This window comes from Longimicrobium sp. (genome assembly GCA_036389795.1).
GTDB lineage: Bacteria > Gemmatimonadota > Gemmatimonadetes > Longimicrobiales > Longimicrobiaceae > Longimicrobium.
Genome location: DASVWD010000079.1, coordinates 18160 through 43658 on the forward strand (window position 1 = coordinate 18160; position 25499 = coordinate 43658).

At 71.4% G+C, this 25499-nt stretch carries 31 protein-coding genes; 17 read left to right on the plus strand and 14 right to left on the minus strand.

Annotated elements, in window-relative coordinates:
• Window positions 1-23 precede the first annotated feature (23 nt).
• From VF746_10385 to VF746_10440, 12 genes are all read left to right on the plus strand, one after another.
• A complete protein-coding gene (locus VF746_10385) occupies window positions 24-248 on the plus strand; it encodes a hypothetical protein (GenBank protein HEX8692818.1) in 225 nt (74 codons plus the stop codon).
• A gap of 360 nt (window positions 249-608) precedes the next feature.
• On the plus strand, window positions 609-2489 hold the full coding sequence (locus tag VF746_10390) for a DUF262 domain-containing protein (protein ID HEX8692819.1): 1881 nt from the start codon (window positions 609-611) through the stop codon (window positions 2487-2489).
• A 102-nt stretch (window positions 2490-2591) separates the two neighbouring features.
• A complete protein-coding gene (locus tag VF746_10395; GenBank protein HEX8692820.1) occupies window positions 2592-3320 on the plus strand; it encodes a hypothetical protein in 729 nt (242 codons plus the stop codon).
• Window positions 3321-3336: 16 nt separating this feature from the next.
• Window positions 3337-3573, plus strand: a complete 237-nt coding sequence (locus tag VF746_10400) for a DUF4160 domain-containing protein (GenBank protein HEX8692821.1) — start codon at window positions 3337-3339, stop codon at window positions 3571-3573.
• Between the two features lie 25 nt (window positions 3574-3598).
• Window positions 3599-3859, plus strand: coding sequence for a DUF2442 domain-containing protein (locus tag VF746_10405; protein ID HEX8692822.1), 261 nt, complete (start codon window positions 3599-3601; stop codon window positions 3857-3859).
• A gap of 95 nt (window positions 3860-3954) precedes the next feature.
• Window positions 3955-4254: a hypothetical protein gene (locus VF746_10410; GenBank protein ID HEX8692823.1), complete on the plus strand. Its 300-nt coding sequence runs from the start codon at window positions 3955-3957 to the stop codon at window positions 4252-4254.
• Window positions 4251-4646 carry a hypothetical protein gene (locus VF746_10415; protein ID HEX8692824.1) on the plus strand — a complete coding sequence of 132 codons (396 nt, stop codon included), beginning with the start codon at window positions 4251-4253 and terminating at the stop codon, window positions 4644-4646. Before VF746_10410 ends, VF746_10415 begins: the two co-directional genes overlap by 4 nt.
• Before the next feature lie 484 nt (window positions 4647-5130).
• On the plus strand, window positions 5131-5349 hold the full coding sequence (locus tag VF746_10420; GenBank protein ID HEX8692825.1) for a hypothetical protein: 219 nt from the start codon (window positions 5131-5133) through the stop codon (window positions 5347-5349).
• A 463-nt stretch (window positions 5350-5812) separates the two neighbouring features.
• The gene (locus VF746_10425; protein ID HEX8692826.1) at window positions 5813-6028 is read left to right on the plus strand and encodes a hypothetical protein; all 216 of its coding nucleotides are present in this window, start codon (window positions 5813-5815) and stop codon (window positions 6026-6028) included.
• Window positions 6029-6095: 67 nt separating this feature from the next.
• Window positions 6096-6311 carry a hypothetical protein gene (locus VF746_10430; protein ID HEX8692827.1) on the plus strand — a complete coding sequence of 72 codons (216 nt, stop codon included), beginning with the start codon at window positions 6096-6098 and terminating at the stop codon, window positions 6309-6311.
• Window positions 6312-6378: 67 nt separating this feature from the next.
• Entirely contained in the window at window positions 6379-6594 is a 216-nt protein-coding gene (locus VF746_10435; protein HEX8692828.1) for a hypothetical protein, read from the plus strand.
• Between the two features lie 68 nt (window positions 6595-6662).
• Window positions 6663-6887, plus strand: coding sequence for a hypothetical protein (locus VF746_10440; GenBank protein ID HEX8692829.1), 225 nt, complete (start codon window positions 6663-6665; stop codon window positions 6885-6887).
• A 73-nt stretch (window positions 6888-6960) separates the two neighbouring features.
• Here the strand turns inward: VF746_10440 and VF746_10445 are convergent, their stop codons facing one another.
• From VF746_10445 to VF746_10460, 4 genes are all read right to left on the minus strand, one after another.
• Window positions 6961-8202, minus strand: a complete 1242-nt coding sequence (locus VF746_10445) for a patatin-like phospholipase family protein (protein HEX8692830.1) — start codon at window positions 8200-8202, stop codon at window positions 6961-6963.
• A 95-nt stretch (window positions 8203-8297) separates the two neighbouring features.
• Window positions 8298-8954: a phasin family protein gene (locus tag VF746_10450; GenBank protein HEX8692831.1), complete on the minus strand. Its 657-nt coding sequence runs from the start codon at window positions 8952-8954 to the stop codon at window positions 8298-8300.
• Window positions 8951-9457 (minus strand): polyhydroxyalkanoate synthesis regulator DNA-binding domain-containing protein, encoded by a 507-nt coding sequence (locus tag VF746_10455; GenBank protein ID HEX8692832.1) that lies wholly within the window; start codon window positions 9455-9457, stop codon window positions 8951-8953. The genes VF746_10450 and VF746_10455 overlap by 4 nt, the downstream gene beginning before the upstream one ends.
• Window positions 9458-9886: 429 nt before the next feature.
• Window positions 9887-10936: an NAD-dependent epimerase/dehydratase family protein gene (locus tag VF746_10460; protein HEX8692833.1), complete on the minus strand. Its 1050-nt coding sequence runs from the start codon at window positions 10934-10936 to the stop codon at window positions 9887-9889.
• 789 nt (window positions 10937-11725) lie between these two features.
• Here VF746_10460 and VF746_10465 point away from each other — a divergent pair.
• The 4 genes from VF746_10465 (at window position 11726) to VF746_10480 (ending at window position 15688) form a co-directional block, all read left to right on the plus strand.
• A complete protein-coding gene (locus tag VF746_10465) occupies window positions 11726-12352 on the plus strand; it encodes a hypothetical protein (GenBank protein HEX8692834.1) in 627 nt (208 codons plus the stop codon).
• A 128-nt stretch (window positions 12353-12480) separates the two neighbouring features.
• On the plus strand, window positions 12481-13434 hold the full coding sequence (locus VF746_10470) for an XrtA system polysaccharide deacetylase (GenBank protein HEX8692835.1): 954 nt from the start codon (window positions 12481-12483) through the stop codon (window positions 13432-13434).
• Complete coding sequence (locus VF746_10475; protein ID HEX8692836.1) at window positions 13431-14462, plus strand: FemAB family XrtA/PEP-CTERM system-associated protein; 1032 nt, start codon at window positions 13431-13433, stop codon at window positions 14460-14462. Before VF746_10470 ends, VF746_10475 begins: the two co-directional genes overlap by 4 nt.
• Window positions 14459-15688, plus strand: a complete 1230-nt coding sequence (locus tag VF746_10480; GenBank protein HEX8692837.1) for a DegT/DnrJ/EryC1/StrS family aminotransferase — start codon at window positions 14459-14461, stop codon at window positions 15686-15688. Before VF746_10475 ends, VF746_10480 begins: the two co-directional genes overlap by 4 nt.
• Before the next feature lie 144 nt (window positions 15689-15832).
• Here VF746_10480 and VF746_10485 read toward each other — a convergent pair whose 3' ends face one another.
• From VF746_10485 to VF746_10500, 4 genes are all read right to left on the minus strand, one after another.
• A complete protein-coding gene (locus tag VF746_10485; protein HEX8692838.1) occupies window positions 15833-16132 on the minus strand; it encodes a type II toxin-antitoxin system RelE/ParE family toxin in 300 nt (99 codons plus the stop codon).
• Entirely contained in the window at window positions 16129-16410 is a 282-nt protein-coding gene (locus VF746_10490; GenBank protein ID HEX8692839.1) for a type II toxin-antitoxin system Phd/YefM family antitoxin, read from the minus strand. The genes VF746_10485 and VF746_10490 overlap by 4 nt, the downstream gene beginning before the upstream one ends.
• Before the next feature lie 119 nt (window positions 16411-16529).
• Window positions 16530-17105 carry a hypothetical protein gene (locus tag VF746_10495; protein ID HEX8692840.1) on the minus strand — a complete coding sequence of 192 codons (576 nt, stop codon included), beginning with the start codon at window positions 17103-17105 and terminating at the stop codon, window positions 16530-16532.
• A 67-nt stretch (window positions 17106-17172) separates the two neighbouring features.
• Complete coding sequence (locus VF746_10500; protein HEX8692841.1) at window positions 17173-17637, minus strand: hypothetical protein; 465 nt, start codon at window positions 17635-17637, stop codon at window positions 17173-17175.
• 203 nt (window positions 17638-17840) lie between these two features.
• On the opposite strand from VF746_10500, the gene VF746_10505 reads away from it, so the two are divergent.
• Window positions 17841-18695: a hypothetical protein gene (locus VF746_10505; GenBank protein HEX8692842.1), complete on the plus strand. Its 855-nt coding sequence runs from the start codon at window positions 17841-17843 to the stop codon at window positions 18693-18695.
• Here the strand turns inward: VF746_10505 and VF746_10510 are convergent.
• The 6 genes from VF746_10510 to VF746_10535 all read right to left on the minus strand — a co-directional run bounded on the left by VF746_10510 (window position 18679) and on the right by VF746_10535 (window position 25109).
• A complete protein-coding gene (locus VF746_10510; protein HEX8692843.1) occupies window positions 18679-19545 on the minus strand; it encodes a polysaccharide deacetylase family protein in 867 nt (288 codons plus the stop codon). The two genes, VF746_10505 and VF746_10510, sit on opposite strands and share 17 nt — an antisense overlap.
• Window positions 19542-20828: a hypothetical protein gene (locus VF746_10515; protein HEX8692844.1), complete on the minus strand. Its 1287-nt coding sequence runs from the start codon at window positions 20826-20828 to the stop codon at window positions 19542-19544. The genes VF746_10510 and VF746_10515 overlap by 4 nt, the downstream gene beginning before the upstream one ends.
• Before the next feature lie 610 nt (window positions 20829-21438).
• Entirely contained in the window at window positions 21439-22212 is a 774-nt protein-coding gene (locus VF746_10520; protein HEX8692845.1) for a 2-phosphosulfolactate phosphatase, read from the minus strand.
• On the minus strand, window positions 22209-23066 hold the full coding sequence (locus tag VF746_10525; GenBank protein ID HEX8692846.1) for a phosphosulfolactate synthase: 858 nt from the start codon (window positions 23064-23066) through the stop codon (window positions 22209-22211). Before VF746_10525 ends, VF746_10520 begins: the two co-directional genes overlap by 4 nt.
• Window positions 23053-24246, minus strand: coding sequence for a hypothetical protein (locus VF746_10530; protein ID HEX8692847.1), 1194 nt, complete (start codon window positions 24244-24246; stop codon window positions 23053-23055). The genes VF746_10525 and VF746_10530 overlap by 14 nt, the downstream gene beginning before the upstream one ends.
• Window positions 24231-25109, minus strand: a complete 879-nt coding sequence (locus tag VF746_10535; protein ID HEX8692848.1) for a class I SAM-dependent methyltransferase — start codon at window positions 25107-25109, stop codon at window positions 24231-24233. The genes VF746_10530 and VF746_10535 overlap by 16 nt, the downstream gene beginning before the upstream one ends.
• Window positions 25110-25499 lie beyond the last annotated feature (390 nt).

The following is a 25499-nucleotide window of genomic DNA, read 5'->3' on the forward strand; positions in this document are numbered from 1 at the left end:
GTATTCCACGAATCGGGGTTTTCATGAGTGACACCAGCCCGGCGGCGGCGGCGGTCCAGGCGAGCGTCCTCCGGAGGCTTACGGGGGTGGAGCGCCTGGACCTGGCCTTCGAGATGAGCCTGTTCGCGCGCGAGCTGGCGCTGACGCGGCTCCGGGCCCAGCACCCGGAGTGGTCGGAGGCCGAGCTCAAGCGCGAGCTGCTGCGTTACGCGTTCGGCTCCGACCCTCTGCCTCCGCCGCTGCGTTGACAGCCAGGAGCATGTGTCCTCCCGTCCCTGACGCTACCAGCGTGACGGTCGCAGGCTAAGCTCTCATCGTCGAACTGGTTGATGGGCGCGTTTTATCGGTGCCGCTGGTCTGGAAGCCCACCTCGCGCATGCGAGCACCGAGGAGCGCAATCGCTGGCGTGTCATCAGTCGCGGCGAAGAGATTCACTGGGCCGGACCTGGATGAGGACATCAGCGTTGCTAACCTGCTGGCGGGGAAACCTTCGGGCGACAGCCATCGTTCTCTCGAGCGATGGCTGGAACTTCGCTGCACAATCCCGTATCTTCGGACCTAAAAGTTGGATCAATCCTGGGCCCCCTCCCGCTTACCTAAGGAAAATCATGAAAGCCAACGCTGCGCCTTTGTTAGCAATTTTTGAGAAGAAGATGCGGCTTGAAGTTCCCCTTTTTCAGCGTCAATATGTATGGAGCAAGGAACAACAGTGGGAGCCTCTCTGGGAGGATATTTCTCGAAAATTTGAGGAGTTTCTGGAGGGTAGAAAAGATGCACCGGTCCATTTCCTAGGCGCGCTCGTTCTCGATCAACGGCAGACGCCCACAACGCATGTGGAAAAGCGCCAGGTAATCGACGGGCAGCAACGACTAACAACACTGCAAATATTCCTCGCCGCCTTCCGAGACTTTGCTCGTGAGGAAAATTGTGAGGATTTGGCCGACGAGTGTGAATCATTCCTCCTGAACAGAGGCATGATGGCTGAACCAGAGGTAGACAGGTTCAAAGTCTGGCCTACTCAACTTGATCGATCTCAGTTCGCTGACGTAATCGTTTCAGAGTCGCGTTCCGCATTAGAGAAGAAGCATCCGCTTTATTGGAGAAAGTACGCACGTCGTCCTGAGCCACGGCCGCGAATGATCGAAGCATACTTATTTTTCCACGATCAGCTGAAGCAATTTTTCCTTGGTAGCACGACCGAACCTCCTATTGCAGGAGAAGTTGAGCTTTCATCCCGTCTCGAGGAGTGCTTTCAGGCGCTTAGAAGTGCCTTGCAGGTCGTAGTAATCGATTTGGATTATGATGATGATGCACAAGTGATATTTGAAACCCTGAATGCTCGCGGGGAACCACTTCTGCCTGCGGATCTTCTGCGCAACTTTATTTTCCTGCGAGCTGCCCGAACCGGTGAATCGCAGGAAGCGCTGTACAAGCAGTATTGGCAGCGGTTCGATGACCCATTCTGGCGGACCGAAATAAAGCAAGGGCGCTTGAGTCGTCCACGAAGCGACCTGTTCTTGCAGCACTTTTTGGCTAGCCGCCAAACGGTCGATATTCCAGTGAAACACCTCTTTGTTGAGTACAAGCACTGGATTAACAAGTACCGACCGTTCGCAAGTGTTCGTGATGAGCTTGAGACGCTTTCAAGGCAAGGTGATGATTTCCGGCGTATCGTTCAACCAGGGAAAGACGATACTCTATCCCCTCTCGTCTCTTTCTTGGATTCATTCGATATTCGTACCGTATACCCGCTTTTGCTTTATCTCCTAGATCTGGGACTGGGTGAAGAGGAACTGAAGGGAATTGGAAGAACACTTGAGTCGTATCTTCTTCGAAGAGCTGTTTGTGGTCTCACAACGAAAAACTATAACCGAGTTTTCCTGTCACTTACCCGGGCGCTACGAACCGAGGGTACATCATATGAACGCATCCAAATACATCTGAGTGGTCTAACCGGCGAATCTGCCGAGTGGCCAACAGATGCCACATTCCACACCGCTTGGATGACAAACCACGCTTACAATGTAATGCAAAATCCCAAGATCGTTCACATCCTCAAGCGTCTCAATTCTACCTATCTCTCGCCCAAAAACGAGAGCATTGTCGAAGGGCACTTGACTGTAGAGCATATCATGCCCCAAGCGTGGCTTGAGCATTGGCCTCTGATGGATGGCATGAAGGGGATGAGCGGTCCTGAGTTGTGGACGGCACCTGTGGATGATCCACGTGCCGTAGCGTCAAGGCGTCGGAACTCGTTTCTTCAGACGCTGGGAAATCTCACAATTCTTACTCAGCCTCTTAACTCCTCAGTATCCAACTCTTCTTGGGAGGTGAAAAAGCCGGCATTGTTGGCATCCTCGCTTCTGCCAATCAACCAACAGCTCCATGCCTATCTCGTATGGGACGAAGCCGCCATCGTCCATCGAGGTGAAGAATTATTCCAGCGCGCCTTACAACTTTGGCCGGGACCAAGCATCAATTCACTTTGATGCTTGTACAAAGCATTTGTCATTTGACGGCACTGGGGTTTGACAGCCCCGGCCCCGAGCTTCGATAATTGAGCAGCCGATCCACTTACCCGAGGGTGAGCGATGACGGACGAACGCCGGTACGGAGAAGAAGAGGTCGCCGCGATCTTCGAGGCCGCCGCGAGCCCCCGCGGCTCCGGCGGGCGCGCCCTCTCCCCCGAGGGCGGGCTCTCCCTGGGCGAACTGCAGGCGATCGGCGCGGAGGTGGGGATCGCGCCGGAGCGGATCGCCGACGCGGCGGCGGCCCTCGACGTGCGCGGGGGAGCCGCTCCCCGCCGGAAGTTCCTGGGAATGCCGATCTCCGTCGGCCGGACCGTCGACCTGCCGCGCGCGCCCACGGACCGCGAATGGGAGCTGCTCGTCGCCGAGCTGCGGGAGACGTTCGGCGCGCACGGAAGGGACAAGTCGAGCGGCGGCCTGCGCGCCTGGACCAACGGCAACCTCCGCGCGTACGTGGAGCCGACGGAGGCCGGCCACCGCCTCCGCCTGGGGACGCTGAAGGGCGACGGCGTCGCGCTCGCCCGGCTGGGAGTCGGCGGGCTGCTGGCGGCGCTGGTCATGTTCGTCGTCCTCCTCCTCACCGGCGCGCAGACCGACGACCTCGAGATGGCGGCGCTCGTAGCCGCGATGGGCGCTTTCGTCCTCGCGGTCAACGCGCTCCGCCTCCCCCGCTGGGCCCACGAGCGGGAGGAGCAGATGGAGTACATCGCGGCCCGGGCCCGTACCCTGATCCGCGCGGAGCCGGAGCCGGGCGCGAGCGGCTCCGACCCTCTGCCGCCGCCTCTGCGTTGAGACCGTCAGGAGGGCGATGCCGACCGTATTGCGTAGCGGCCCCTACAGGTTTTTCTTTTACGCAGGTGATCGTGAGGAGCCGCCGCACGTACACGTTGAGCGCGAGAAGAACCGGGCGAAGTTCTGGCTCGATCCCGTGCGGATGCAGGACAGCGGCGGCTTCAGCGGAATCGAGCTGAATCGAATCTCCGCCCTGGTGGAAGCTCATCGGGACCAGTTGCTTAGAGCCTGGAATGACTACTTCAACGAGTGAGCTTCGTGTCCCCGAAGCTACCGGCGTGACGGTAACGGACGAAGCTCTCACCGTCGAATTGGTCGACGGGCGCGTTCTATCGGTGCCGCTGGTGTGGTATCCGCGCCTCGCGCACGGGAGTCCCGATGAGCGTAACCGCTGGCGGCTCATCGGTCGGGGTGAAGGAATTCATTGGCCCGACCTGGATGAGGACATCAGCGTCGCGAACCTTCTGGCGGGGAAGCCTTCGGGCGAGAGCCAGCGTTCTCTCAAGCGTTGGTTGGAGCTCCGCCGCGGTGCCGCCTGATAGATAAGAACAACGAAGCCCCGGCCGCGCATCGGCCGGGGCTTCGCTCGTCAACCCGGCCAAGGATACCCCAATCTGGACGAGCGCCGCGGCTTGTGCCTGCACGGCTCTTTGCTTACATTCTGGACATGGTGAAACTCCGCTATACTGCCGAAGAGCTTGCCCGCCTGGGCGACGCGCTGTTCGAGCGCGAGGTGGCCCCGTACATTTCCACCGAGGACGCCGGCTGCTTCGTTGCAATCGACGTCGAGAGCGGCGCGTACGAGATCGACCATCACGAATTGACGGCCATCCATCGGCTGTTCGCGCGGAAGCCGGATGCGCAGATCTGGCTCCGGCGTGTCGACAAGCTCTACACGCACCGTTTCGGACCCCGAGCGAACCCGGCCGCGTGATCGAGGGCGCCGTCAACGCAAAACGCGAAGCCGTCGTTGATCTCACCGTGAGCGGGCCGGCAGGTCTTGCGGAACGGCTTGCTTTTGTAGTCGATACCGGCTTCGATTCCGACGTCACTCTTCCCGCTGCAACAGTCGCGGCCATGGGGCTCCGCTTGGTAGCCGCGGGACGAGCGGTCCTGGGCGACGGAAGCCTGACGTACTACGATATTTGCGAGGCCGAGGTGGTGTGGGGGAATGCCTCCCGCCAGGTGCTCGTCGACGTCGCTGAGACCGAGTCGTTGCTCGGGATGGGCCTACTGGAAGGCCACGAACTGCGCATCGAAGCAGTCCGCGGCGGCCGAGTCCGCATCACCCCGCTTCTTGTGAGCGAATCGCAGCCGGCGACCTGAAGCGTGCACACGCGGGAACGACGAAGCCCCGGCCGCGCATCGGCCGGGGCTTCTTTGTCCAGAGATAGGACGATTCAGGCAGCGGATCGGTCGATGCGGTCCAGCACGGCACCCAGGCGGTCGAGCGGAGACGGCTAGCGCCGGCGCGCCTGTGTCGCGTGGCGAGGTGTCCGCGGGACCGGGGCGGATCGCGGCGTCGGTGTCCCGGTGAGACCGGCGCGCCTCACGCTCCGGAACCCTCGCGTCCCGTCAAGAATTTGCTTCAACCCTTTCAGGAATCGTGCGTTATCGCGGCGGAGCGCGTCCGCCGGGGTCGCGGTCCGCCCGTTGCGAGCCCGCCCCCGCGCGAGTGGCGGGCGGCTACGACGCCGGCGGTCCGCACCAGGCCGCGGGTGGTTGACCGTGCGGGTGAATGCCGCCCGGGCCCCGCTCGCCGGCTGGATCATACGTCGGAACATTTTCATCCTGCAACGGGGAGGTACCGATGGCGAAGCTCAGGCTGGATCTGGACGCGCTGGAGGTGGAGTCGTTCGAGGCCCTGTGCGAAGGCCTGCACGTTCCCGGCACCGTAAAGGCCAACCAGGACGCAGGCGACCGTGCCGGAGATGCCGCGGACGACGCCAGGGATGCCGCCACGTACACCCCCTCGTGCGGGAAAACGGCCTGTGCCACCTGCTACACGTGTTTCGGACCCAACTGCTGAACGAACAACGAAGCCCGCAGCCGCGCATCGGCCGGGGCTTCGTCGTTTTCCAGAGGCAGGACTATCTACGCGGCGGATCCGTCGATGCGTCCAGCACGGCGCCAGGCTGTCGAGCGGAGACGGCGGCTGGTGTCGGCGCGCCGACACCAGCGTGGCGAGGTCGTCCGCGGGACCGGTCGGATCGCGGCGTCGGTGTCCCGCTGAGACCGGCACGTCTCACGTTCCAGAACTTCCGCGTTTCGTCAAGGAATTCGCTTCAAATCTTTCAGGAACAGTGCATTATGGGCGGCGGAGCCTGCCCGCCGGGGTCGCGGTCCGCCCGTTGCGAGCCCGCCCCCGCGCGAGTGGCGGGCGGCTATGATGCCGGCGGTCGAGGCCGGTTCCGACCGTACGGGTGAATGCCGTCCGGGCCCCTCGCAGGCTGGGTAATGAGAGCGTTTCATCCTGCAACGAAGAGGTACCGATGGCGAAGCTCAAGCTGAACCTGGAGGCGCTGGAGGTGGAGTCGTTCGAGATCGTGTCCGCAGGTCCTCACCCGCCTGGCACCGTCAGGGCCAACCAGGACGCAGACGACCGCGCCAAAGATGCCGCGGACAACGCCAGGTCCGCCGCCACGTGCTTCGGCCGCTCCTGCCAGCCCTCGCACTGTGACTCCTGCGACACGTGTGAGGACTGCTGAGGTCCGGTGGCTCGTGCCGGCTGGATCATGCGCCGGAGCATTTTCATCCTGCAACGGGAGGCATCCGATGGCGAAGCTCAGGCTGAACCTGGAGGCGCTGGAGGTGGAGTCGTTCGAGATCGTGTCCGCAGGTCCTCACCCGCCCGGCACCGTCAGGGCCAACCAGGACGCAGACGATCGCGCCAAAGATGCCGCGGACAACGCCAGGACCGCCGCCACGTGCTTCGGCCGCTCCTGCCAGCCCTCGCACTGTGACTCCTGCGACACGTGTAAGGACTGCTGAGGTCCGGTGGCCCGCGCCGGCTGGATCGTGCGCCGGAGCATTTTCATCCTGCAACGGGGAGGTACCGATGGCGAAGCTCAGGCTGGACCTGGACGCGCTGAAGGTGGAATCGTTCGAAGCCCTGTGCGAAGGCCCGCACGTCCTCGGCACCGTGAGGGCCAACCAGGACGCAGGCGACCGTGCCGGAGATGCCGCGGATGCCGCCAGGGATGCCGCCACGTGCTTCGGCATCTCCTGCCAGCCCTCGTACTGTGAATCCTGCGACACGTGTGAGGACTGCTGAGGTCCGGTGGCTCGTGGGCCGGCCGGTTCATGCGCCGGAGCATTCATCCTGCAACGGGAGAGGTACCGATGGCGAAGCTCAGGCTGGACCTGGACGCGCTGAAGGTGGAATCGTTCGAAGCCCTGTGCGAAGGCCTGCACGTCCCCGGCACCGTGAGGGCCAACCAGGACGCGGGCGACCGTGCCGGAGACGCCGCGGATGCCGCCAGGGACGCCGCCACGAACGCCGGCCCCACCTGCGCGCCCTCGAACTGTTCCGCCTGCGGCACCTGCTACGAACGCAACTGTGCGTGATCGTCCGGGCGAACAACGAAGCCCCGGCCGCGCATCGGCCGGGGCTTCGTCGTTCGTCCAGAGGCAGGACAGTCTACGCGGCGGACCCGTCGATGCGGTCCAGGACGGCGCCCAGGCGGTCGAGCACGCCCCGGATCTCGCCGGCGACGCCGCGCACGGTGCGGGGCCCGGGGGCGTCCTCCTCGAACAGCACGCGGTGCCCGTCGTCCAGCACCTCGGGGCGCAGGCGCATCCCTCGCTTCGCCAGCTTCTCCCCGATCTCCTCGCGGCGCTCGCGCAGGTGCGCCAGGGTGCGGGCGTAGGCGTGCTCGCACACCTCGCGGCGGTTGGCCGAGGAGAAGATGTTGGAGAAGAACATCCGGTGGTCGGCCAGGTCCGGCTCCACCAGGATCACGTCGGCGTCCGGGTAGGTGTGGCGGTAGCTGCGGAAGCCCGTCCCCATCCGCGAGTGGATGGCGGTGCGGAAGGTCTGCGAGAGCACCGCCGGCAGCCCGTAGTCCACCAGGTGCCTCGGCGCGCGGCCGCTGCCGTTCTTCCCGTGCCCGTTCACGTCGACGGGGACGATAGGGTTCACGCAGAAGAGCAGGTCGGCGCCCTCGTCCAGCGCCACGCTGGCGTTCAGCGTGCGCCGCGCCACCCCGTCGATGTAGTGCTCGCCGCCGATCTCCACCGGGCAGTAGAGGCCGGGGAGCGAGATCGACGCCTGTACCGCCCTGCTGATCGGGACGTGGTCGTGCCCCGCCGCGCCGAAGGTCACCAGCTCGGACGAGTCGAGCTTCACCGCCACCACGCGCAGCTCCGCCCGCAGCTTGCGGAAGTCGTTGGTCCGCCCGCGGGTGGAGAAGACGCGCGCCAGGTAGCGCTCGATCGGCGCGCTGTCGAAGACGCCCACGGGGGTGAGCGCCGCCAGCTCCACCAGCCAGCCGGCCAGCGACAGCTCCAGCGGCCGCTCGATGCGCCGCCGGATCCAGCGGCCCACCAGGCGCGGCGCCGCGGCCACGCGCCGCACGTACTCGCGCACGGCGGGGGTGAAGAGGAGGTTCGGGTCGAGGTTGAGGAGCTCTTCGTCGGCGCGGGAGAGGATGGCGCGGGAGAGGGCGCGGGGGCCGACGCCGTTGGCCAGCAGCGAGGTGAGCACCGCGCCGGAGCTGACGCCCACGTACACGTCGGCGCGGGTGAAGTCGAGCCCCTCCACGGCGTCTTCCAGCGCGCAGAGGACGCCGATCTCGTAGAACCCGCCTTCCAGCACCCCGCCCGCCAGGGCCAGGCCGATCTTGCCGCGCGGGGCGGCCCCCGCGCCGTCGCCGTTGCTCATGGAACCGTTTACACCTCGGGCGAAAAAAGGGTGCGGATGCATGCGAGGGCTACCTCGCGCACCCGCACCCCGGCTCCCTTCCGCACGGAGCGTGCTTACGCCTCGTACACGAAGGTGTCCTGCACCGAGCCGTCCTTGCGGTGGACCACCAGCTCGCTGGGCCTGTGCTCGGCGGCGAGGGCGCGGGCGCGCTCCAGCGCCTCGTCCTTGGTGGGGTGCACGCTCACCGCGCGCTCGGCGCCCTGCTTCTCCACCGCCCAGCCGTCCTCGCGGGCCGTGACCGAGTACACCGACACCTGCGCGCGCTCCAGCCGGGCGATGAGCAGGTTCACGCGCTCGGTGAGCGACTCCACCTGCGCGGAGAGCCGGCCCACCTCGGCGCGGGTGGGCACGCCCAGCCTGCCGAGCGCGTCGACCATGGGGTCGTAGACGGTCGTCTCCACCTTCTCCACCGCCTCCTCGCGCCGGGCCTCCACCTCGTCCTTGAGCGCGTCGAAGCGCTCGCGGCCGCGCTTCTCCATCGTCTCGCCGCGCCGGACCAGCGTCTCGCCCTGCTTCACCAGGCGGTCGTAGAGCGCGGTGCCCTCCTGCTCGGCGGTGGCCAGCGCGCCCAGCCCGGCCAGCCACACGTCGCGGCCGCGGGTGGTGACGCCGTCCGCGATCTCCTTCGGGAGCTTCACCACCCGGCCCGCCACGTTCTTCGGCAGGTCGCCCAGGCGGAAGATGGTGCTGTTCCTCGTCTGCGTGCTCATTTCTGTCTCCGTCGCCGTGAGTTGGTCGCCGTCGCGCTCGTCGTTCCGGTATCGTCCGCGGCGGGGCCGCGCCGCTTCTCGCTCTCCTGCTGGTCCAGGATGCGCGCGAGCGTGGCCTCCAGCTCGGCCAGCTGCCCGCGCAGCTGCTGCAGCTCCTGGGTCTGCGGGCTCTGCAGGACGCGGGTGATGCGGCCCAGGGAGCCGTGCACCAGCTCGTCCACCCCGCTCCGGATCTGCCCCACGCCGGCGTCGATCACCCGCCCGCCGCGGCGCAGGAGCTCGTGCAGCAGCTCCGTGGGGAGGATGCCGCGCCCGCGCTTGCCCTCCTCGAGCACCACCTGGGTGAGGGTCTGCGCGGTGATGTCGTCGCCCGTGACGTTGTCGAGCACCTCGACGGTCTCGCCGCCGCGGATGAGCGCGGCGATGTCTTCCAGCGAGACGTACGCGCTGGCCTCGACGTCGTAGAGCTTCCGGTTCCCGTACCGCTTGATCACCCTGGGCATCGCTTTTCCTCCGACTGCGGTGTGGCCACGGCTCGATGATAACGCGTTGCGTCATGACAGTCAAGATTTCGTAACGCACCGTGTCGAGACGGGTTTCGGTGCGGCCACGGGGCGGCCCCCGCCCTGGCGCCTGGCGCGCCTGTCCCTCCCCCGAACTTCAGGGGAGGGACTTCGGCGCTTCGCGCGACGGGAGCGGTGGTGAGATCGGGTCTGTTGAATCCAGAAAAAAAACAGCCTCACGCAGAGTCAGCAGAGTCAGCAGAGAAACCCTCTGCTTGCCCTCTGCTGACTCTGCGTGAGACAGATCCTTTACCGGACTCTGCGCGAGAGCGGCAGCCGTGGAATGGATTCTCGTCTGCCCAGCAGAATCCCCAGGCTGCACCGGAGCGCGGCCTGGGGATTCGGCGTTCGAAGCCAGGTAGATCGGAGTTACGCCGTGCGGGCGAGGGCTTCGGGGCGGCCGTAGCGGCCCTCGTACCACGCCACCAGCACGTCGAGCGAGGCGGTGAAGTCGCCGGCGGGCGCGTAGCCCAGGGTGGCCTGGATGCGGGAGATGTTGGCTTGGCTGTGGCGGATGTCGCCGGCGCGGAAGTCGTCGTAGACGCACGGTACGGGCGGCAGGTCGGGGCGCAGGCGCCGCACGGCCGAGGCGAGCGCGTCGTGCAGCTCGTTCAGCGAGGTGCGCCGGCCCCCGCCCACGTTGAAGAGGTGCGCGCCGGGGGGGAGCTCGGCGGCGGCGGCCAGCAGGTTGGCCTGCACCACGTCGCCCACCCACACGAAGTCGCGGGTGGTCTCGCCGTCGCCGTGGATGCGGCAGGGTTCGCCCTCCAGCAGCGAGCGCGTCCACTGCGGCACCACGGCGGCGTAGGCGCCGCGCGGGTCCTGCCGCGGGCCGAAGACGTTGAAGTAGCGCAGCCCCACCGTGTCCACCCCGTGCGTGCGCGCGAACAGGGCGGCGTACTCCTCGGCCACGCGCTTGGTGAGCGCGTAGGGGGACAGCAGCGCGCCGCTGTCGCCCACGGAGAGCGGGAGCCGCGCGCAGTCGCCGTAGACGGCGCAGGAGGAGGCGTACACGACGCGCCGCACCCCGGTCTCGCGCGCGGCCAGCAGGAGGTTGACGGTGCCGTCGACGTTCACCTCGTTGGCGCGCACCGGGTCTTCGAGCGAGCGGGGGACCGAGGCGAGGGCGGCCTGGTGGAGGACGTAGTCGGCGCCCAGGCACACCGCGCGGCACGTCTCGAAGCTGCGCACGTCGCCCTCGTGCAGGTGGAAGGTGCCGCCGGTGCGGGGGCGGCCGCGCAGCACTTCCTCCAGGTTGCGCCGGTAGCCGGTGGCGAAGTTGTCGAGCCCCACCACCACCTGCCCCAGGTCGAGCAGCGTCTCCAGCAGGCTCGACCCGATGAACCCCGCCACGCCCGTCACTACCCAGGTGCGCGGCCGGCGGCGCAGCTCCTCACGCAGCTGTTCGTAGCGGCCCATGGTTCTTCCCGATCCGAATCTGTGGGTGGGTCCTGCATTGTCCTGCGGGCCCACCGGCGGCCGGGGAACGGGGTGCCGCGGCGGGTGCCGGGCGGGTGGTCCCGGCACGGCGGAGCCGGGGAACTTCCATGCCCCGTGCGCCTCGACCGTAAGTCGTTGCCGCGCCCCGCCTTCCTGCTCCGGCGCGGCGCCCGGGGCGATGCGCGGCGCCGCGTCGTGTGGTGCGGGCGCGACAGAATTGGACGCGGGTTCGGCGCTCCCGGGCGCACGAAGGCCCCTCCCGGTGGGGGAGGGGCCTTCCGCGCGTCGGCGGGGCGGAGCGGGACGCTGCGTGGACCGTGGAACCCGTGGCGGCGCCGGAGCCTGAACCCGTCCACAGCGCAAGCAGGGTCGCTGCGAGCCGAGCCATCCCCATGCGGCTCCGACGCCGCTTACGGGAAGCCCGTGCAGCGCTCGGTTTCGGGGGACGAGAGGTTGGGCGGTGCTGGCGCGGATGCGCCGGAGGCACGGAGTCCGCCCGCTGACGGGCGGCGGGGTGAAGCACGCGACGTACCCGGTCGGGGCGCGCGGCCGCGGACGGCCGGGAAGCCGCGCCGCTGCTGGGGATGCGGGCCGGAGCGGGAGGCGCGGCCAGATGCCACTGCGTTGCGGGGCCGCAACAAGTGTCGGCGCGCGCGGCGGGGAAGCGTCGCTCGCGCAACACGATCCGGCGGTTTTCCGCGCGTTCCCGCGGGCACGGGGCTTCCGATGTCCGCCGGCGACCGCGCCGCCCGCCCCTTAGCCCGGACCATGGAATCCGCGACCACCGCGCTCCCCGCCCAGCCCCGCTTCCCGGCCGCCCTGGCGGCGCTCGCCCGCCGCGCCGCGCGCCGGGCCCGCCACGCCCCCGACCGGCTGCTGCACCCCTGGCGGCGCGCGGCGGCGCTCGCGCGGGTGCGGGCGGAGCCGCTGCCCGAGTCGGTGCTCTTCGTCTGCACGGGGAACATCTACCGCAGCCCGTACGCGGCCGCCGCGCTCGAGCGGTGCCTGCCGGGCGCGCTGCGGGCGGCGGTGCGGGTGTCGTCCGCCGGCTTCGTGGGCCCGGGGCGGCCGCCGCCGGAGCCCGCCGTGCGGGTGGCGGCGCGGCGGAGCGTCGACCTCTCGGCGCACCGCTCGTCGCTGATCACGGCCGAACGGGTGCGGGCGGCGGCGCTGGTGGTGGTGATGGATCCACGCCACGCCTCCGCGCTCCGCGCCCGCTTCGGTCCCGCCGCCCTCCGGGTGGAGCTGCTGGGCGACTTCGACCCGCAGCCGATCGACACGCGCGCCGTCCGCGATCCCTGGGGCGCGGGCGACGACGTGCTGGAGGCCAGCTACGGCCGGGTGGAGCGGTGCGTGGGGGCGCTCGCGCGGGCGATGGTGGGGGGAAGTGCGTGAGTGCGGAAGTGCGTGAGTGCGAAAGTGCGGAAGTGCGAAAGTGGGCGTGGGAGATTCGCTGATTCGAGGCCGAGCAGCCGGTGTTGCGCACCTGCATCACGGCGCCCGACGGCGATCCGGCGCCATGGATGAACCCGATCGAGATCCGCTCCGTGTCCCTCCTTCCTCCGACCGCTCTTCCGAACCTCTCCGTCCGGCGTGCGACGGGGCGGCCGGCGCACCTGTTCACGGTGGACGTGGAGGAGTACTTCCACGCGGCGGCGCTGGAGCGGGTGGTGGGGGAGGGGCGCTGGGGGGTGATGGAGAGCCGCGTCGAAGCCTCGGTCGACCTGCTGCTGGAGGCGCTGGAGCTCCACGAGGCGCGCGGCACCTTCTTCACGCTCGGCTGGCTGGCCGCGCGGCGCCCGGGGCTGGTGCGGCGGATCGCCGAGGCGGGGCACGAGGTGGCCTCGCACGGGTGGTCGCACCGGCGCGTGACCGCGATGTGGCCGAACGACTTCCGCGGCGAGGCGCGCCGCTCGAAGGCCGCCCTGGAAGACGCCTGCGGCGGGCCGGTGCTGGGTTTCCGCGCGCCGAACTTCTCGCTGGTGCGCGGCTGGGAGTGGGCCTTCGACATCCTGCTGGCCGAAGGCTACGCCTACGACTCCAGCGTCTTCTCCGGCCGCGCCGGGCACCCGGCCGACGCGCCCACCGCTCCGTACGCGGTCGAGCGCACGCCGGGGACGCTGTGGGAGGTGCCGCTCGCCCGCGCGCGCTTCGGCCCGGCGCGGGTGCCGGCGGCGGGCGGGGCGTACTTCCGCCTCTTTCCCTACGCCCTCACCCGCCGCGCGCTCCGCCAGGCCGAGGCGCGGGGAGAGCCGGCCGTCTTCTACCTCCATCCCTGGGAGGTGGACACCGGCCAGCCGCGCCTGCCGGTGGGGCCGCTCACCCGCGTGCGGCACTACGGCGGGCTGCGCTCCACGGCCGCGAGGCTGGAGCGGCTCCTGGCAGAGTTCCGCTTCACCTCCGTGGCCGCCGCGCTGGGGCTGGAGGCGGAGCCGGAGGTGGAGGCGCCGGCGCTCGCCGCCGCGGAGGGCGCGTGAGCGTCGCGGTCGAGCGCTTCGCCGGCCCCGCGGCCGAGTGGGACGCCTTCGTGGCGGCGCGTCCCGAGGCCACGCACTGCCACCTCCACGCCTGGAAGCGGGTGATCGAGGGCGTCTACGGCCACGACTGCCCCTACCTCTCGGCCCGCGACGGCGAGGGGCGGCTCACCGGCGTCCTCCCCCTGGCCGACGTGCGCGCGCTGGGGTTCGGGCGCTTCTTCGTCTCCCTGCCGTACCTGAACTACGGCGGGCCGCTGGGCGACGCGGAGTCCGTCCGCGCCCTCGCCGCGCGCGCGGCGGCGATGGCGTCGGAGGCCAGGGCGGACCTGCTGGAGCTGCGCTGCGCCGCGCCGGTCGACGCGGGGCTCGCGCGGGTGGACGAGAAGGTGACGTGCGTCCTCGACCTCCCCGCGGGGGGCGCGGACGCGCTCTGGGCCGCCTTCCCCGCCAAGCTGCGCAGCCAGGTGCGCCGTCCCGAGAAGGAGGGGGCGGAGATCCGCTTCGGCCCGGGCGAGCTGGACGCCTTCTTCGCCGTCTTCGCGCGCAACATGCGCGACCTGGGGACGCCCACGCACCCGCGGGCGTTCTTCGCCGCGCTGCTGGGCGAGCTGGGCGAGCGGGCGTGGATCGGGTGCGTGCACCTGGGCGGGCGCCCCGTGGCGGGCGGCTGCGCGGTGCGGCACGGCTCGACGGTCGAGATGGTGTGGGCGTCGTCGCTGCGCGAGGCGAGCGCGGCCGCGCCCAACATGCTGCTCTACTGGGCGTTCCTGCGCCGGGCGGCGGAGGAGGGGCTCGCGACGTTCGACTTCGGCCGGTGCACGCCCGGGGGCGGGACGCACCGCTTCAAGCGGCAGTGGGGCGCGCGCGACGTGCCGCTGCCGTGGTACCGCGCGCTCCGCCGGCCGGGCGCCGCCGCCCCCGCGGCGGACCGCGGCGCCTATGCGCTGGGCGCGCGCGTGTGGCGGCGCCTCCCGCTGGCCGTGGCCAACCTGCTGGGCCCCTCCATCCGCGGCGCCATCCCGTCGTGACTCCCTTCCGCCACGTCCCCCCCGCGCACTCGCCGCTCCCGGCCCGCGCGCTCGCCGCCGGCCTGCGCGCGGCGCTGGGCGCGCACGACGCGTCGCTGCGCGCCGCCGAGCTGGTGGAGCGCGACTGGGGCGCGCGCGACGTGCTCCTGGCCGGCAGCGGCACCGCGGCGCTCGCGCTGGCCCTGCGCGCCGCGGCCGCCTCGCGCCCCGGCGCGCCCGCCGCCCTTCCCGCCTACGGCTGCTACGACCTGGCGACGGCGGCCGACGGCGCGGACCTCCCCGTCGTCCTCTACGACGTCGATCCGGAGACGCTGGCGCCCGACCCGGCTTCGTTCGACCGCGCGCTGGCGGCCGACCCGTGCGCGGTGGTCGTCGTGCACCACTGCGGCGTGCCCGTGGACGTGGAACGCCTCGCCGGGCGCGTGGCGGACGCGGGGGCGCTGCTGGTGGAGGACGCGGCGCAGGCGGTGGGCGCGCGGATCGGTGAGCGGGCGGCGGGGTCGCTCGGCCCGGTGGCGGTGCTCAGCTTCGGGCGGGGGAAGGGGCTCACCGGCGGGGCGGGCGGCGCGCTGCTGGCGCACGACGGCGCGGGCGAGGCGGTGGTGCGGCGCGCGCGGCTGCACGTCTCCGGCACGCGCTCCGGCTGGCGCGAGCTGGCGGGGGCGGCGGCGCAGTGGGCGCTCGCCCGGCCGTCGCTGTACGCGCTCCCCGCCGCGCTCCCCTTCCTGCGCCTGGGGGATACGGTCTACCGCGCGCCGGAGCCGCCGGAGCCGCTCTCCCGCGCCGCGGCGGCGATCCTCGCCGCCGGATGGGAGGAGTCGCTCCACGAGGCCGCCGTCCGCCGCCGCAACGCCGGCCGGCTGCAGTGGGCCCTCGCCGCCGCCGGCGCGCGCGTCCCGCGGCCGCCGGCGAACGCCACGGCGGGCTTCCTCCGCCTGCCGGTCCTGGCCGACGGGGAAGCAGGCCGCGCCCGCGCCGCCTCGCCCGGCGCGCGGCGGCTGGGGATCATGCCCGGCTATCCGCGCGCCCTCTGCGACCTGGAGGGCTTCCGCGCGCGCGTCGCCAACGCGGACGACGGCTTCCCCGGCGCGCGGCGGCTGGCGGAGGCGCTCTTCACCCTTCCCACCCACTCGCACCTCGCCGAGGCGGACCTGCGGCGGCTGGAGGCGTGGATCGCCGGGGAGCGCGCGGCGCCACTGGTCGCGGGGAGATCCGCGCCGGCCTGATCCGGGGAAGGCGGACCGGGCGCGAGCGAGATCCGCGTCGAAGCCGCGGCCTCGGCACCGGAGGGGCGGGGCAGGGATGCGAGGAGCCTGGGAAAGCCCTCCAGCCCACGTTCCGGCAGCGGCCGAACGGAGCCTGGCGACGGCTTACCGGAGGTCGGGGTCGTCGGGCCGAAGTTCCTGTGCCGCATGTCTGACGGTGAGCACGATCAGGTAGTCGGGATCGAGCCGGTAGATCACGCGGTAGCGTCCATGGATGATTTCACGCAGGTCGGACCGCGTCGACTCCGGTACGGACCGCCCGCTCAGGGGGAAGCGCTCCAGGTGCCGTACGGACGCGAAGATCGAATCGACCCAGTCCGCGGCCGCCTGGGGGCGGTCACGCGCGATGTACTCCCCGATTTCGACAACCCGCTCCAGGGCGAGGGGAGACCAGATGAGCTTCACCGGCGGAGGCGGGCGAGAACTCGCTGCCTGGCTTCGTCGTGTTCGATGCCCTCGCCGCGCGCGATCTGTTCCTCGGCGACGCGGACGTCCTCCAGGAGCTCGGCGCGCTCGACCAGCCGCTCGTACTCCGCGACGCCCAGGAGCACGGCCGCGCTCCGGCCGTGCTGGGTCAGCACGATGGGCCGGTGAGTGGCCTGCACCTGCTCGACGAACGAAGCGGCGTTCGCTCGGAACTCGGACAGCGGGCGGACGTCTTCACTGAATCGGATGCTCGCCATGGATTATCCCCCTGATAAGTACGCTTTGACGTACCATTCAAGGTACGTCCCCGACGTGCTGCAGGCAAGCGCGCCAGGCTCCTTCCTGGAAACGACCGCCACGGACTCGCTGATAGGCGCTACTCGCCTCCGGCGTAGGCCGCCGCACGCGCTTCACCGACCCTGACCTGCTCTGGACTGAGGCGAGGCCGCAGCTTCCACAGGTCCGCGCGGGCGTCCTTCGCGATCTCCCCCTCGGTCGCGTCGCTCGACCTGCCGGCGATCAGGATCGCGGCCCGGAAGCGCGCGTACGCCTCCACGGGGTCGGGCGCGCGGAGCTTTCCATCCCGCGCGACCTGGCCGAGATGCCAGTGCGCCTCGGACTGCCCACCGGTGGCGGCCTCCCGCCAGAGCGCGACCGCTTCCGCGGGCGCTGCGGGCATCCCGTACCCGTGGTAGAGCAGGAATCCCAGGTTGTTCTTCGCGCTCAGGTCGCCCTGCGCCGCGGCCTGGCGCCAGAGCGCGCCCGCCTTCGCGTAGTCCCGCGGCACCTTCTCGCCGCGGTAGAACTGCACCGCCAGGTTGTACCGGGCCTGCCGGTCGCCGAGCGCGGCGTCGATGGCGAGGGCCTGCAGCTCGGCGTCGCACGCCGCCTTGCGCTGGCATCCCGCCGTCGCGAGGAGCAGGACGAGGATTGCACGGGAGAGGGGTCGCATCGGTGTCGGGAGTCGTTCTGGCGAAATCCGCGCGGGGGAGCTCCGGCGGCGCGGCGGACGTCGGTAATCAGGGCCTGTGCGGAAATCCGCAAGCCCTCCGCATGAATCTGGAAAAGCGCAGGAGCGTGATGGCGAGGTTCCCGCCTACCAGCCAGAGCCACATGACGACGAAGATCAGCACCGGAGGCCGGGACATCCCGGCCATGGTGGTGAGCCAGACTGCCAGGAGCAGGACCGCGACGGTGCTGCCCACCACCATTCCGGTGAACCGGAGCCGGTAGCACACCAGCGGTCCCGCGGGCGTCTCTTCGACCGTGAACGAGCCCGTGCTGATGGAGACGAGCAGGTTCCAGTTCGTCACCCAGCGGAAGGAGCCGCCGCGGAAGTGGATCGTCGCTCCCTCCCGGCGGATCCACCTGGGCTTGTGGGGTGCGAGGGCCCTCTCCAGCCGTCGCAGGAGCGCCTCGCGCTCGTCCGGCTGCTCCGGGTCGCGGGGGACCTGGAGGCAGCCGTGCCAGTCGAAGGGAAGCACGGATCGGTAGCTCGGGGGTGGGGTAGGCTGCCGCCGTCGCGTAACATACTCTGCCTGGCGCTCCGGCGCGCGTCGACGGGTGGGAGGCGCTCTTCACGCTCTCGCGCACTCGCAACGCGCCGACGCAGACCCGCGGCGGCGCCTGCGTTTCCACCAGGTGGCGCTTGCCCGGTTCGTCTCCCCGAAATCTCCCCGATACCGCAATGGAGCTTCACCGATTCGCCCGGGCGGCCGCGCTGTGTTGCGCGGTGGCGTCGTGCCTTCCCCCGCCGCTGCCGGCGCAGCGGTACGGCGCGGGGGACGAGGTGGCCGTCGCCGCGGTCAACGCGGCGCTGGGCGGCCTCACGACGGGAGTCTGGCGCGTGGTGCACGGCAGGCGGTTCACCGACGGGATGCTGACGGGGATGGCCGGGGGCGCGCTGGGATACGCGGGGAAGCGGGTGGCGGTGGAGCGCTTCTTCGGGGCGGGGCTGCTGGGGCGCGAAGTCGGCGCGGTGGGCGCCTCCCTGGTCCGCAACTCCGCGGATGGACGCCCGGCGCTGGAGCGCGTCATGCTCCCGCTGGGCCCGGTGCGCTTCTACGTCACCCCCCGCGAGCCGGCGCCCGTGCGGGTGCGGCTCGACGCGACGGCGACCGCGTACGCCGTCTACCAGGCCTTCCGGGCGAACCATGCGCTGGACCTGGAACAGAGCCTCTCCGCGGGGGCGGTCGTCTTCCGCGTCTACGGCGGCGGGGACGGCGTCTACGCGGGGCAGGAGGACGCGTACACGATCCTCCTCTTCTATCCCGCCGAGCGGCGGCCGCTCACCCCCGAGGAGAGGAGAGCGGTCGGGATCACCGCGGGCCACGAGCGCGTCCACGTCCTGCAGGACGACCAGATGTTCCTGTACGTCGCGTCTCCGCTCGAAGACCGCCTGCTCCCCGCGCGGAAAGGGCTCCTGCGGCACGTCGACGTGGGCCTGGCCACTCCGCTCCTGTGGCGGGGGCTCAGCAACCTGATCGAGTACGAAGACCGGCCGTGGGAAGACGAGGCGGAGATCCTCAGCCTCCGCCGTTGAGCCCGGGCGAGGCGGCCGCTTCCGTCGGTGGCCGGAACAGCAGCTCGAAGCCCAGGTGGGCGGGGGAGAGGTGCCAGGGCGAGACCGGCGCGCGGCGCAGGCGGAAGGGGTCGTCGCCGGGGGCCACGGTGCCGCCGTACGCGGAGAGGCAGCAGCGGAAGCCGGCCCGCGCCACCCGCGCGCGGTTCTCCTCCGTCATCCGGTGCGCGGCGCCGTAGGGGAAGCTGAAGAGGGTGACCGGGGCGCCCAGCTCGCGCTCCAGCCGCGCCCTGCACCCCGCGATCTCGCGCTCCGCCGCCTCGCCGTGCGTCCGCCCCAGGTCCGCGTGCGAGAGGGTGTGGGCGCCGATCTCGAAGCCCTCGGCGTGCAGGGCGCGCACCTGGTCCCAGGTCATCCACTCGGCGCGCGCGCCGTACTCCGCGTCCCACCAGGGCTGCGTGCGCGAGCCGATCAGCTCCGCCGCCACGAAGAAGCACGCCGGCAGCCCCCGCGCCCGCAGCAGCGGCGCCGCCACCTCGTAGTTGTCGCGGTAGCCGTCGTCGAAGGTGATGGCGAGCCTCCCGCCCGCGCTCCCGCCCGCCTCCAGCCGCGCCAGCAACTCCGAGAGCGGCACCACGCGGAAATGGCGGGCGAAGAAGTCCAGGTAGCGCGCGAACTCGTCCCGCGAGCAGCCGATCGGGTTCCCCCGCACCCGGTCGTCCACGCGGTGGAAGGCCACGATCACCCCGCGCCGCCCGAAGAGCACCCGGTGCGCCCCCGACGCGAAGAGCGGCGCCGCCAGCCAGTGCTTGAGCCGGAGCCGGCGCCACTGCGCGCTCCCCGGCACCGGCGCGCACGCCGCCGCGCTCACGCGCCCTCCGCCGCCGGACCCGGAGCCAGCGCCGCCCGCCGCTCGGCCTCCGCCCGCTGCACCGCGGGCGCGGCGGAGCGGCGGCGCCCTGGGACCAGCCGCCTGCCGGCCGCGCGCACCCCGCGCAGCGCCGTCGCCCCCGCCACGCGCAGGAAGGGGCGCAGGTCGTCGCGGGCGAACCAGGCCGCCTCCTCCACCCCGCGCAGCGAGCGCAGGTAGCCGCCGAGGCCCAGCGAGCCCTCGCGGAAGTAGTCGAGCACCGACTCCAGGTCGCGCTCCTCCACCATCCACCGGCGTCCCGCGTACTCCGCCGCGGCCGGGAGCGGCTGGCCGGTGAGGTCCAGGTACAGCCAGCGGGCCACGTCCATCCCCGCGCGGTCCACGAACAGGCGGAAGGTGGAGCCGATGCGCGGGTTGGGGTCCAGCAGCTTGTAGCCGCCGTCGCGCGCGTCGTAGCGCCAGCCGATGTCGAGGATGCCGCGATAGCTGACCTTGCGCATGAAGTCGGCGGTGAGGCGATACACCTCCGGGTTCTCCAGGCAGATCCCCAGGCTGGTGGAGCCGGTGTGCACCGGGTGCTGCCGCAGCTTCTTCCCCGTGAACCCGGCCACGCACCCCGAGTCCGCGCCGAAGTAGCCGTTGAACATCCAGATGGTGTCGTCGCCGCCGGGGATGTACTCCTGCAGCATCAGGTTGGGCTCCCGCGGGTCCTCCAGCGCCTTGTACCGCTCGCGCAGCTCCGCCGCGTCGCGGACGATCGCCATCTTCACCCCCGTGCGCGCCTGCAGCCGGAGTCCGTCGATCCCCTTGAGCATCACGGGGAACGCCGCCGAGGCCGCGAACGCCTCCACGTCCGCCGCGCACTGGGGGAAGACGGTCTCGGGGGTGGGGACGTCGAGCCGGCGGCAGAGGTGGTAGAGCGCGCGCTTGTCGCAGAGCGCCCGCACCAGTTCCGGCGGGTTGCGCTGGAAGAGGTAGCGCCCGGAGAGCTCGTCCGCGTGCTCGGCCACCAGGAGCGCCGCGTCGTCGGAGGTGGGGACCAGGATCGAGCGCTCCGCCGGTGCGGAGCGCAGCAGGAAGTCGACGGTGGCGCGCGGGTCGGAGCGGGCGACGCTCCACACCGCGCGGCCGCGGCAGTAGCGCGAGGCGAACGCCGGCGCGCGCGGGTCGCCGTCGATCCCGTGCACGGCCACGCCCCAGCGCCCCAGGCTCCGCGCGATCCCCAGCCCGCCGTGGTGGAACCCCAGCACCACCACCGGCACCGACGCATCGACTCCCTTCATCCGCTCGATCCGTTCGAGAGAAGAAATCTGCCGAGCTTGAACGGCGAAACTGCAAACGGCAACTACAGGGTTTGGGCGTGTCCCCCGTGCCGGGTGCCGGGCTGCGCGCGCGGTAATGCAGCAAACAACGCTGCCTAACCGCGCCGGGCCCCGGTCGTGCCAAACCCCGGCACGCCCGTGTCCCGGCCCTCCGGGCGCGCATCCCTCACGCGGGTCTCTGGCGGACCTCGAACCCACCGTAGGGGCGAGGCATGCCTCGCCCGCGCCAGCCCACGCCCGCGTTAACGGCCCCCGGCGATCCGAGGCCTGCCTCCGCGATGTGTTTCGTAGGGGCGAGCATGCGAGTCCGTGCGGAGGCGGCCCGTGCACAGGCCCCGCCTCTCGCGCATGGACTGGCGTCCGCCGGTCGAGGCATGCCTCGCCCCTACGAATGGGTTCGATCTCGCCCCGTCATGTCCACCCTCTCCCGAAGTTGGGAGAGGGTTGCCGCTCTAAGGCGGCGGGTGAGGGCCCCCCGCGCGGCGCCGAAGCTCGCCCCGCACGGACAAACCTCGCCCGGCAACCGCCCACGGAACGGGGGAGGTGGCGAGCCTTAGCGAGCCGGAGGGGGCTACGCCGCCGCCTCCTCCCGCTCCGTCACCGCCTCGACCCCGAACACGCGCTCGCCGGTGATCGCCCGGCGCACCACCACCTCGCCGTCCTCCACCGCGAAGACGTGGTGCAGGTCGTTGACGTGCGCCAGGACGAAGTCCAGGTCGCGCAGCTGTCCGCTCCGGCGCAGGTAGTCCACGCTGCGGCTCTCGTCCTTCCAGCCGTCCACCGGCGCGCCGCGCCAGCGCGCCAGCAGGTGCCGCGTGAAGTCGTTCTCCGGCGCGAAGCCGGCGCGCACCAGCCCCTCGGCCACCAGGGCGCAGCAGCGCTGGTCCTCCTCGCGGAACTCGCCGCGCGTGCCGGCGCCCACCACGGCCACGCGCGGGTAGCGGGCGGCCAGGTGCGCCACCAGCGCCCCGTAGTTGCGCAAGGACCCCAGGTAGAGCACGTCGCCGCCCGCCGCGTTGTGCACCAGCTGCGTCCCCGACGACGACAGCAGCACCAGCGGCCGCTCGGGCTCGCCCAGCACGGCCACCTGGGCCGGGCTGTTGGTGAGGTCGAAGCCGAACGGCATGTTCCCCCCCAGCTCGCCGCAGAGGAGCGGCCGCTCCAGCAGCGCCGCCACCGCGGCGGCCGCGTCCAGCGTCGGCACCGGGAAGCAGCGCCGCCCGGCGGCCGCGGCGGTCACCGCCGTGGTGGTGGCGCGGATCACGTCGACCGCCACCACCGCCCAGCCGCGGCCGTAGCGGAGCGCGCTCTCGGGGAGGAAGTCCACCACCACCGTGCGGCTCATACCGCCACCTCCTCGCGGATCCCGGCGAAGGGCACCACCGGCGAGGGCGGGCGGAGGTTCGGCTTCTGGAAGGCGTCGGAGTGCAGCCCGCGGCGGTAGATCTCCACCCGCAGCACCTCCTCCAGCCGCACGTTGCACAGGTGCACCCGCGGGCCGAAGTGGTCCAGCAGCGCGAACTGGCTGGGCTTGTTGGGCGCCTCGAAGACCAGCTGGTCCAGCCCGAAGGCGTCGGCGAAGCGGTCCGCGAACGCCGGGTTGAAGGCGCCCTCGTCGTCGAAGAGCCCCACCCCGCGCGCGCTCTCCCGCGCCTCCACCACCAGGAAGAGCGCGCCCGCGTCCAGCCAGCTCCGCCCCTGCTCGATCAGCCCGTCCACCACGTCGTCGGTGAAGGCGCCGCCGTGCTTCTTCCCCAGCTCGAACTGCGCGCGCATCCCCCGCTCCTCGATCATCCGCGTCACGGCGCGCGGGGCCAGCGGGAGGTCGGTGAAGCCCTCGCCGCACTCGATGCGGTCGAAGCCCAGGTCGGCGCAGAGGTCCAGGTACTCGGCGAGCGCGCCCTGCTGCACCGCGATCTCGAACGGGCCGCCGCCGGTGACGGTGGGCACCCCGAAGCGCCGGGCCGCGGCGATCTTTCGCCGCGTGGCGTCCTCGTCGGCGATCAGCCAGCACGCCATCGACACCTTGAGCTGCGACATCAGGTGGTGGCTCTGCGCCAGGTGCTGCTCGGTGGTGCCGGGGTCGTAGCCGGGGTCGAAGGGCGAGAGCGCGGGCGGCAGCCGGCGCACGCCGATCCGGGCCAGGTAGTCGGCGGTGTGCAGCCGTCCGGCGGACGGCGCGTCGTCACGGAAGGGCATGGCCTGCATCCTTTCGGCGAGGCGGACACGGGCGCTGAACTGCGGTGCGAAGTGCGAGGTGCGAAGTGCGAAGTGCGTAGCCGCTGGCCTCCGGCGTCACGGCGTGCGACGGAGGCGGCAGGTCGTCGGCGTCCAGCAGGCGGCGCAGGACGCGCACGGCGACGGGGTGCGTCCGCCGCTCGTCGTCGGTGTGGTAGTGGTGGTGGATCCCCGGCGTGGTGTTGATCTCGATGAGCGCCCCGCCGCTCTCCTCCAGCGAGCGGCCCGGGTCGAGCGTGACCACGTCCACCCCCGCGAAGCGGCTCCCCAGGCGACGGACGACGTCGGCCAGCGAGCGTGCCAGGGCCGGGTGGACGAGCGAGGTGATCGTCTCGTCGTAGACGGTGCGCAGCTCGCGCGCGGAGCCGGCGACGGCGGGGATGCCGCGCACCACCACCTCGCGCCCGGCGGCGGGGACGGCGTCGGCCGAGAGCCCCTGCGCGGTGAGCGCGGCGTCCGACGCGGGATCGGCGAGGACGCGGGCGAGCCCCGCGCGCCCGGCCAGGGTGCGGATCGTGGACGCACCGTCACCCGTCACCCGCGCGCCGCGGCGGCGGACGGCGTGGACCAGCTCGCCGTCCAGGTACAGCAGCCGGCAGCTCTCGCCGGGGACCATCCGCTCCAGCAGGATGTCGGGGCAGAAGAGCGAGGCGAGCACGGCCGCGTCCTCCACCTGCCGCGCGGTGCGGACGCCGGTCGTCACCCCCAGGCCGGACGAGGAGCCGCGCGCGGGCTTCACCACCCACAGCCCGCCGGCGCGCTCGACGTGCGCCCGCGCCTCGCGCACGCTCGCCAGGCGGAAGACGCGGTGCTCGGGGACGGGGACGCCGGCGCCCTCGGCCAGCCCCAGGCAGAGCGCCTTGTCGCCCGCCACGCGCAGGGTGACCGGGTCGTCGGCCTCCACCACGTAGTTGGCGATGCGGGTGCGGCGGCCGTCCAGGCGCGCCTCCCACAGCCCCGGCGCCAGCTCGCCGAAGTCGGCGCCGATGAGGCGCGCCGCCGCCTCCCAGTAGCCGCGGTACTCGTCGACGCGCCGGTCGACGTAGACGGTGCGGGCCGGCCCCAGCAGGCCGCGCCCCTCCCGCGCCAGGCGCGCGGCGATGCGCTTCGCGCGCAGGCGGGGGCTCAGGCGCTCGCCCATCGCGCCCCTCCCGCCGGCTCGGCGAAGACGAAGTAGAGGGTGTTCCCCCCCACCTTCCGCGCGCCCTCCCACCTGCGGTGGACCACCCGGCCGCCCGCGCGCTCCACCATCGCGTCCAGGTTGTGGATCAGCGACCGGTCGCTCTCGCGGGGGACGGAAGCCGGGAGCCGCGCGTTGTCGGCCTCCGGGTGCGCCAGGCCGGCCAGGGCGAGCAGGCCGCCCGTGCGCTCCAGCATCGCGCGGACGACCTCGGCCGCCTCGGGCTCGCGCAGGTACATCAGCACGCCGGCGCAGAGGACCACGTCGTAGCGGCGGTCGCCCACCAGGCGCGGCAGGTCGGCCATGTCGCCGCGCAGCAGCCGCGCGCGCGAGCCCTCGCGGGAGAGCACCTCGGCACCGCGCGCCACGGCGTAGCCGTCGATGTCGATCCCCTCCAGCACCTCGGCCGCGGGGAAGAGCTCCAGCTCCAGGTACCGCAGCAGGTAGCCCATCGAGCAGCCGACCTCGAGCACCGAGCGCACGTCCTGCCCGGGGTCCGCGCCGCGCTCCCGCAGCGCGCGGGCGAGGTCGTCGAAGAGGAGGAGGCGGGACAGCTGGACGCGCTCCGCCCCGAAGCGCTGGCCGGGCTCGTAGGTCTCGGCGTAGCCCAGGTGGTTCGCCCAGAGGAAGCGGTGGTAGCCGCTCACGTCGCGCTCGGCCAGGTCGCGCACCATCTCCACGCTCCACCAGTGGCGCTGGGCCAGCCAGTGCTGCCGCCCGATCCACGCCGCCAGCCGCTTGCGCGCGGAGAGCGGCACCACGGCGCGCAGCAGGTGCTTGGCGTCGCGGCGCAGGCGCGAGGGGGCCGGGGTGGGCGCGGGCATCCGTTCGAGAGTGCGAAGTGCGAGGTGCGAAGTGCGGGTCCGGGTGGAGCGCCCGGCGCGCCGCGGCGCACCCTCATCCGGCACGCGCGCCGGGCGGCTCGGCGGGGGGAAAGGCAAGGGGGGGACCGGATGGCGATGATCCGCAGACCCCGCGGAAACACGCGGCCTGGCGCGCTCTACGTCGTTCCCTGGCCGATCGCGGGGGCCGCGTCCCGGCGTGTCGCCCGCCGACAGGTGTTGCGCCCGTTCCACACGCCGTCGCGCGTTCTCCGCGGTGGCACGGAGGCGCGCGCGGCGGGCGGAATCCCTGTCCCCCGGCGGGGAATCGCGGGGTCGCGCGTAGGCAGGCGGGACGGGGGCTGCGCGGAGGAGGGGAGGGTGGGGGAGGGT

Coding starts and splice junctions, on each gene's coding strand:
- VF746_10395 (HEX8692820.1), top strand. CDS start 2,592: ATGACGGACGAACGCCGGTACGGAGAAGAAGAGGTCGCCGCGATCTTC.
- VF746_10490 (HEX8692839.1), bottom strand. CDS start 16,410: ATGGCGAGCATCCGATTCAGTGAAGACGTCCGCCCGCTGTCCGAGTTC.
- VF746_10520 (HEX8692845.1), bottom strand. CDS start 22,212: ATGAGCCGCACGGTGGTGGTGGACTTCCTCCCCGAGAGCGCGCTCCGC.
- VF746_10460 (HEX8692833.1), bottom strand. CDS start 10,936: ATGGGCCGCTACGAACAGCTGCGTGAGGAGCTGCGCCGCCGGCCGCGC.
- VF746_10465 (HEX8692834.1), top strand. CDS start 11,726: ATGGAATCCGCGACCACCGCGCTCCCCGCCCAGCCCCGCTTCCCGGCC.
- VF746_10535 (HEX8692848.1), bottom strand. CDS start 25,109: ATGCCCGCGCCCACCCCGGCCCCCTCGCGCCTGCGCCGCGACGCCAAG.
- VF746_10495 (HEX8692840.1), bottom strand. CDS start 17,105: ATGCGACCCCTCTCCCGTGCAATCCTCGTCCTGCTCCTCGCGACGGCG.
- VF746_10425 (HEX8692826.1), top strand. CDS start 5,813: ATGGCGAAGCTCAAGCTGAACCTGGAGGCGCTGGAGGTGGAGTCGTTC.
- VF746_10430 (HEX8692827.1), top strand. CDS start 6,096: ATGGCGAAGCTCAGGCTGAACCTGGAGGCGCTGGAGGTGGAGTCGTTC.
- VF746_10435 (HEX8692828.1), top strand. CDS start 6,379: ATGGCGAAGCTCAGGCTGGACCTGGACGCGCTGAAGGTGGAATCGTTC.
- VF746_10385 (HEX8692818.1), top strand. CDS start 24: ATGAGTGACACCAGCCCGGCGGCGGCGGCGGTCCAGGCGAGCGTCCTC.
- VF746_10470 (HEX8692835.1), top strand. CDS start 12,481: ATGAACCCGATCGAGATCCGCTCCGTGTCCCTCCTTCCTCCGACCGCT.
- VF746_10530 (HEX8692847.1), bottom strand. CDS start 24,246: ATGGGCGAGCGCCTGAGCCCCCGCCTGCGCGCGAAGCGCATCGCCGCG.
- VF746_10450 (HEX8692831.1), bottom strand. CDS start 8,954: ATGAGCACGCAGACGAGGAACAGCACCATCTTCCGCCTGGGCGACCTG.
- VF746_10525 (HEX8692846.1), bottom strand. CDS start 23,066: ATGCCCTTCCGTGACGACGCGCCGTCCGCCGGACGGCTGCACACCGCC.
- VF746_10445 (HEX8692830.1), bottom strand. CDS start 8,202: ATGAGCAACGGCGACGGCGCGGGGGCCGCCCCGCGCGGCAAGATCGGC.
- VF746_10420 (HEX8692825.1), top strand. CDS start 5,131: ATGGCGAAGCTCAGGCTGGATCTGGACGCGCTGGAGGTGGAGTCGTTC.
- VF746_10455 (HEX8692832.1), bottom strand. CDS start 9,457: ATGCCCAGGGTGATCAAGCGGTACGGGAACCGGAAGCTCTACGACGTC.
- VF746_10505 (HEX8692842.1), top strand. CDS start 17,841: ATGGAGCTTCACCGATTCGCCCGGGCGGCCGCGCTGTGTTGCGCGGTG.
- VF746_10515 (HEX8692844.1), bottom strand. CDS start 20,828: ATGAAGGGAGTCGATGCGTCGGTGCCGGTGGTGGTGCTGGGGTTCCAC.
- VF746_10440 (HEX8692829.1), top strand. CDS start 6,663: ATGGCGAAGCTCAGGCTGGACCTGGACGCGCTGAAGGTGGAATCGTTC.
- VF746_10400 (HEX8692821.1), top strand. CDS start 3,337: ATGCCGACCGTATTGCGTAGCGGCCCCTACAGGTTTTTCTTTTACGCA.
- VF746_10390 (HEX8692819.1), top strand. CDS start 609: ATGAAAGCCAACGCTGCGCCTTTGTTAGCAATTTTTGAGAAGAAGATG.